Origin of the sequence: Halomonas sp. C22, from assembly GCF_007655045.1 — a bacterium.
GTDB lineage: Bacteria > Pseudomonadota > Gammaproteobacteria > Pseudomonadales > Halomonadaceae > Vreelandella > Vreelandella hamiltonii.
This window is the reverse complement of the sequence record NZ_VBVC01000001.1, coordinates 710,400-716,771: the sequence shown is the minus strand read 5'-3', so window position 1 is coordinate 716,771 and position 6,372 is coordinate 710,400. Positions and strand designations below refer to the sequence as shown.

Annotated in this window: 6 protein-coding genes; 2 read left to right on the top strand and 4 right to left on the bottom strand. The window is 63.4% G+C overall.

Annotated features, from left to right (window positions below; translation table 11 throughout):
* A partial coding sequence (locus tag FEU76_RS18640) for a hypothetical protein (protein ID WP_222114773.1) occupies positions 1–367 on the top strand: 367 nt, incomplete at its 5' end.
* Here the strand turns inward: FEU76_RS18640 and lgt are convergent.
* From lgt to FEU76_RS03235, 3 genes are read right to left on the bottom strand one after another with little or no spacing between them, the layout of a single operon-like run.
* Positions 335–1,123, bottom strand: coding sequence for a prolipoprotein diacylglyceryl transferase (gene lgt / locus FEU76_RS03245; RefSeq protein ID WP_039183113.1), 789 nt, complete (start codon positions 1,121–1,123; stop codon positions 335–337). The two genes, FEU76_RS18640 and lgt, sit on opposite strands and share 33 nt — an antisense overlap.
* A 48-nt stretch (positions 1,124–1,171) precedes the next feature.
* A complete protein-coding gene (locus tag FEU76_RS03240; protein ID WP_144980249.1) occupies positions 1,172–1,969 on the bottom strand; it encodes a sulfite exporter TauE/SafE family protein in 798 nt (265 codons plus the stop codon).
* Positions 1,966–3,120 (bottom strand): response regulator, encoded by a 1,155-nt coding sequence (locus tag FEU76_RS03235; RefSeq protein ID WP_144980246.1) that lies wholly within the window; start codon positions 3,118–3,120, stop codon positions 1,966–1,968. Before FEU76_RS03235 ends, FEU76_RS03240 begins: the two co-directional genes overlap by 4 nt.
* 151 nt (positions 3,121–3,271) lie before the next feature.
* Between FEU76_RS03235 and FEU76_RS03230 the strand changes: the two genes are divergently transcribed.
* On the top strand, positions 3,272–4,096 hold the full coding sequence (locus FEU76_RS03230) for an NRDE family protein (protein WP_144980244.1): 825 nt from the start codon (positions 3,272–3,274) through the stop codon (positions 4,094–4,096).
* On the opposite strand, the gene ptsP is transcribed toward FEU76_RS03230, so the two are convergent.
* Entirely contained in the window at positions 4,041–6,302 is a 2,262-nt protein-coding gene (gene ptsP, locus FEU76_RS03225) for a phosphoenolpyruvate--protein phosphotransferase (RefSeq protein ID WP_144980326.1), read from the bottom strand. The two genes, FEU76_RS03230 and ptsP, sit on opposite strands and share 56 nt — an antisense overlap.
* Positions 6,303–6,372 lie beyond the last annotated feature (70 nt).

The window sequence follows — 6,372 nt, the reverse complement described above, 5'->3', positions numbered from 1 at the left end:
CGCCCACCGTGCCCTCATCGGCAACGCTTTCGCGTTGCTTCGCGGGTGCGCTCCGCTTACGCCGCGCTACGGGGATATCGCCAACGCCGATGTCGTGCAACCGCATGTGCATATGCCGCCCGATGTGGGCATGCCTATGCCTCACGTAGCGCGGCGTAACGACAGAGCGAGAGCAACGAGCGATGGAGGCACCCGCGAAGGCGGCGCCAGCCGCCCCGATTACGCCACCAAACGGGAAAACGCCACCGCCGCCCACCGCGCCCTCATCGGCAACGCTTTCGCGTTGCTTCGCGGGTGCGCTCCGCTTACGCCGCGCTACGGGGTGTACTGCTTTCTATACCTTGGCGTCGATGGGCTTGCCTTTTGACCAGAGCATCAGGAGGAGTCCGAGAATAATCATGGGTAGGGTGAGGAGCATGCCCATGGTGAACCAGCCAAAGGCGAGGTAGCCGATGTGGGCGTCGGGCATGCGGACGAATTCGACCATGAAGCGGAAGACGCCGTAGCCCAGCAGGAACAGGCCGGAGACGAACCCGCGCGCGCGAGGCTTGGCCGAGACCCACCAGAGGATGACGAACAGCACGGCGCCTTCCAATACGGCTTCGTAGAGTGCCGAGGGGTGACGCGGCTCTGGGCCCATGCCGGGAAAGGGCATGCCCCAGGGAAGCGAGGTCACGCGGCCGGGCAGTTCGTGGTTGATGAAGTTGCCGATGCGCCCTGCCCCGAGGCCGATGGGCACGAGCGGGGCGATGAAGTCGGTGAGGGTGAAGAAGGCCAGCTGCTTGCGCCGGGCGAATAGCAAGGCCGCCAGCAGTACGCCGATCAGTCCGCCGTGGAAGCTCATGCCGCCATCCCAGACGCGGAAGATCCACAGCGGGTCGGCAGACCACTGCCCCAGGCCGTAAAATAGCGCATAGCCCAAGCGCCCACCGGCCACGACGCCGATGGCGCAGTAGAACAGCAGGTCGCTGATATCATCCTTGGTGAGCCCGATCCGCGCAGCACGGCGGCAGCCCAGCCACCAGGCAGCAACGAAACCGACCACGTACATCAAACCGTACCAGTGTACTTGCAGGGGGCCGAGCGAAATCGCGACGGGGTCTATCGTGGGGTAATTGATCATTCCGTTTCTCTACGTGAACAAAAGAAGTGACAGCATGCCGGGTGGCGATTACGCCAGGATGAAGCGCAGCCCCACCACCGTGAGCAGCAGGGCAAAACCATAGCGCAGCACGTGGGCAGGCAACACGTGCGCCAGCCGCACCCCTAGCCGTGCAAAGGGAACGCTGGTGACGACGATGCCGATAAACGCGGGCCACATGACGAAGCCGGTGGCCCACGGCGGCAACAGAGGGTTGCCCCAGCCGACGATGATGAAGGTGATGGCACCCACGACGGCAATGGGCAGGCCGCAGGCGGCGGAGGTGCCCACGGCCTGGGTCATGGTGGCACCGGAGCGAGACAGCCAGGGCACCGTCATGGCCCCGCCGCCAATACCGAACAGTGCCGAAATGGCGCCCACGACACCTCCGGCCACCGACATCGCCACTTTACCGGGCGCAACGCTGCCCGGCTTGGGATTCAAGCCAATGACCATCTTGGCGGCCAGCAGCAGCACGAACACGCCGAACAGTGTGCCCAGCACGGTGCCTGAGAGATTCCCTGCAATGAAGACCCCGGCAATCGCGCCGAGCATGAGCCCCGGCAACAGCGCCATGAACCAGGGGCGGTGTACGCTGCCGCGACGCACGTGGCCAAGGGCCGAAGAGGCTCCGGTGACCACGATGGTGGCCAGCGACGTGCCCACTGCCAGATGCATGGTGATTTCTGGCGCGATGCCTTGCAGGCCAAAAGCGAACACCAGCACCGGTACGATGATGATGCCGCCCCCTACGCCAAACAGTCCTGCCATGGTGCCTGCGGCGGCACCGAGTACGAGATAACTGGCCAAAATGGCGGCAAATGTCATTGTGCGGGCTTCTCCAAAGCGTCAGGCAGCCATTTTTTGAGCATGCGTTGCAGCGTTTCGGGTTGATAGGGCTTGGCTAGGATATCATCCATGCCTGCCGTTTCGCAGGTGCCTCGCCCGGCGTTGTCGACGTTCGCGGTGAGGGCAATGATGATACTGCGATGGGCGGGGTTATGCCGCTCGAACTGTCGCCAGCGGCGGGTAGTTTCCAGGCCATCCAGCGTGGGCATGAAGATGTCCATGAACACGAGATCGTAAAAAGTGGACTGTTGCCGCTCCAGCGCCTGCTCGCCACTGCTGACACCTTCTACCTGAAGCCCTTGAGATTCCAGCATTTGCCGTGCCAGCATCAGGTTGACGGGGCCGTCATCCACGACCAGCACACGGGGCTGATACCCTTCGGTTTCCAGCACGTCGTAGGTGGTGGCTTCGTTGACGCTCTGCTGCACGAAATTGGCCAGCAGCGAGCGTATGTCGGCCAGCCGCTCGCGCACATGGGTGACGTTCTGGCGACATGCCTCGGTAGTGTCTTCCTTGATCATGCTGCCCAGGTGTTCGAACAGGCTGTCGGCTTCACGCTGCATCAAGGTCAGGTAGCCTGACTTCAGCCGCGACTCTTCCCGCGCCCGCTCCCTGCCTGCCATCAGGTGCTTCAGCTGCTTCTGCTGGTGATGCAGGTCTTCGAGCAGCGCCTGGTCGGCCCGGCCCGCGCTCTCTTGCGTCACCGTGGGTATTTTTTCCAGCTGTTCCAGCATGGCGGCCAGCCGATCGTTGACATGGGTAAGACGCTTGAGGGGACGCTGGTGAGTGTCTTCTTCCGCCGCCCATGGCTGGCTGGGAGCGACCTTCTGCCCCAAGGAGGCGACACGGCACTCCAGCTCGACCAGGCACTGCATGAAACGGGCATCCTTATATCTGGCCCGGGCTTTGATTAACATCAAGAAAGCGCCTACATTCATGCAACTGCCCAGCAACAGGGCCAGGGTAAGCCATAACGTGGTCGACCAGGAGGCCTGGCCTGGCGACATCACCCAGATCACCACTCCCATCAACAGGCAGAGCAGTACGAGTGCGGCTTGCACTAACAGCAGCGGCCACAGAACGGGCCAGATGATGGCGTTCCAGAAGTGCTCTCGCTGATCACGTTGCATAGTGTGCGTCTTCCTCGTTGATATGAGGCTCTGTCGCGGCAGGTGAACCGCCTTATTGCTTTAGCTTTTAAGCTAAGTGTACGTCCACTCTTGGATGCTGTCATGCAGCACACCGCAAGGAGTCGGATTTCGTGACCAACAGGGGTCGTTTATGTGTTTGATCACCTTTTCATGGCGCCCTGGGAGTCGTTTCCCACTGCGTTTGGCCGGTAATCGGGATGAATTTCATGCCCGTCCCACGGCACCACTGGCCCACTGGGACGACAAGCCGCTGCTGGGCGGCCGCGACCTGGAGGCCGGGGGCACCTGGCTGGCGGCCAATCGGCAAGGGGTGGTGGCTGCGCTGACCAACGTGCGGGATACGCGGCTGTCGCCCCCTGCTCACCCGCCCAGCCGGGGCGAGCTGGTCGCCAACGTGCTGGCCAGTGAGAACCCGGCCAAGTGGCTGAGGCAGATGGCCGAGCACGGCGCAGCCCGTTATGCCGGCTTCAATCTGCTGGTGGCGACGCCCACCCACTGCTGGCACCTGCACCGTGGGCGCATTGATGTGACGCTGACGGAGGTGGCCGAGGGGGTTCACGGGCTATCCAACGCCAGCCTGAACACTGCGTGGCCCAAGCTCCAGGCGGTGCGCCACGCGCTGAGCCAGCATGAGACGACGCTCTGGCGCCGAGCAACTCGCCAGGCGCTTCGCGATGCCAGCCTAGCGGAGGATGCCACGCTACCCGATACCGGCGTGGGGCTGACGCTGGAACGTCAGCTCTCTGCTGCGTTCATTCTGGGGGAGGCCTACGGCACGCGGGCCACGACATGGCTGTCACTGAGCGAGCAAGGAGACGTCACCCTGACCGAGCAGCGCTTTGGGCCGCTCGGCCGTTTTCAGGGTGAGACCACGTTGGCAACGCCCGCCCGCAGGGGGATTAATCCCTGGGGGGAAGCAGGTGGGAAAGCTGCCACTCGTCGAAGCGCTGGTTGAGATGGGCATGCACCTGGGAAGGCGTATCCAGCTGCATGATCTCCTTGAGCAGCGTTTGCGCATCGGCCAGGGTGACACGCCGAATGGCCGCACGCACCTTGGGCAGGCTGGGAGCGTTCATGGAGAGGCTGTTGAACCCCATGGCCATCAGCAGCAGCGCCCCTGCGGGGTCTCCTGCCAGTTCACCACACAGCGAAATGGGTTTGTTCAGCCGCTTGGCATCCTGGGATAGCTCGACCAGCGCACCCAGCAGTGCCGGATGCAGGGCATCGTACAAGCTGGATACCCGCGCATTGTTGCGGTCTACCGCCAGCAGGTACTGGGTGAGATCGTTACTGCCCACCGAGAAGAAGTCCACCCGCTTGGCCAGCGCATCCATCTGATAGATGGTGGCGGGCACTTCGATCATGACCCCGACGCTGGGCCGCGCCACCTGGATGCCCTCTTCGCCCAGCTCGATGATGGCGCGGTCGAGCAGACGAATCGCTTCGTCCACTTCCTCGACGTTGGTGATCATCGGGAACAGAACGTGGAGGTTGTTCAGATCCTGAGAGGCCTTGAGCATGGCGCGCAGCTGCACCATCAGGACTTCGGGGTGGTCGAGGGTGACGCGCATGCCGCGCCAGCCCAGGAACGGGTTGGCCTCTTCGATGGGGAAGTAGGGCAAATCCTTGTCGCCGCCGATATCCAGCGTGCGCATGACCACCGGCAGCGGCGCAAAGCCTGCCAATTGCTCCCGGTACATGCGCATCTGCTCTTTCTCGCCGGGGAAGCGCTCGGTGATCATGAACGGCACTTCGGTGCGATAGAGCCCTACCCCGCCAATCCGGCTTTTCAGCATGGCAGACGCATCCACCGCCAGGCCGGTGTTCACCATCAGCGGGATGCCGTGGCCATCCGGGGTTTCGCTGGGCAGGTCCTGCTCGTGGGCCAACACCTCACTGAGCACTTTCTCTTCGGCAATCAGGCTGGCATAGCGGGCTTTGAGCTCGGCCATGGGCCGTACGAACAGCCGCCCACGGTGGCCGTCCAGCACCACGGGGGCGCCGTTGAGGCGGGGCAGCGGCAAGTCCATCATGCCCAGCACGGTGGGGATACCCATGGCGCGGGCGACGATGGCCACATGCGAGGTGCTGGAACCACGCACCGAGACCAGCCCCTTGAGCTTGTCACGGGGCACTTCGCCCAGCATGGCCACGCTGATTTCATCACCCACCAGAATGGCGTCGTCCGGGTAGGTTTCCGGGGTAGCGGGCGTGTCTTCCTGAAGATGCGCCAGCACGCGGCGGCCCAGGTCGCGGATGTCCGCCGCCCGCTCGCGCAGGTAGTCGTCATCGACCCGCTCCAGGTATTGCACGTGACGGCGCACCACATCGGCCAACGCCCCTGGCGCCCACTGCCCTTCGCGGATGCGTTTTTCGACCTCTTCCGAAAGCGCCGCCTCGCCCAGCATCTGCTGGTAGACATCGAACAGCGCCAGCTCCTGGGAAGAGATACGGTTGACCAGCCGCTCGGCCGCCGCGCGGATCTCGTCGCGGGTCTTGCCGATGGCTTCCTTGAGACGGGCGATTTCGTACTCCTGATCGCTGGGAATCAGGTCTGGCACGCTGTTGAGGTCAGCGGGCGGAGTAATGACCACCGCTTCGCCCATGGCCATCCCGGGCGAAGCGGCCACGCCCTTGAACATGGCCTGGCCGCCGGGCAGCGCAGGGCGGGTCAGGTGGCCCGTGGCCAGGGCATGGGCCAGCACGCCGGCCAACTGGGCTGCCATGGTGACCAGAAAGGCTTCGTCTTCGTCATCGTAGCGGCGTTTTTCCGCCTGCTGCACTACCAGCACGCCCAGCATGTGACGCTGGTGGATGATCGGCACGCCGAGAAAGCTGCAGTAGCGCTCCTCCCCGGTGGCCTCGAAATAGCGGAAGTGCGAGTGCGACTGCGCATCTTCCAGGTTGAGAGGCTCACTGCGCTTGGCTACCAACCCCACCAGGCCCTCGCCCAGTGGCAGAATGACTCGCCCCACGGCCTGAGTGCGCAGGCCGATGGTTTCCATCAGCACCAGCGACTCCAGCTCTTTGTCATACAGGTAGAACGAGCAGACGTCCGTCTGCATGGCCTTGCGGATACGACGTACCATGGTGGACAGCGCGGCATCGAGGTTGCGCGCGCCATTCACTTCCTGAATCACGCGTCGTAGCACCTCAAGCATCGACATTTTACTATTCACTGTTGTTTGCCTCGCTGAGGAAGTGTCCGGCTATAGCCCACTGCCGACTTCC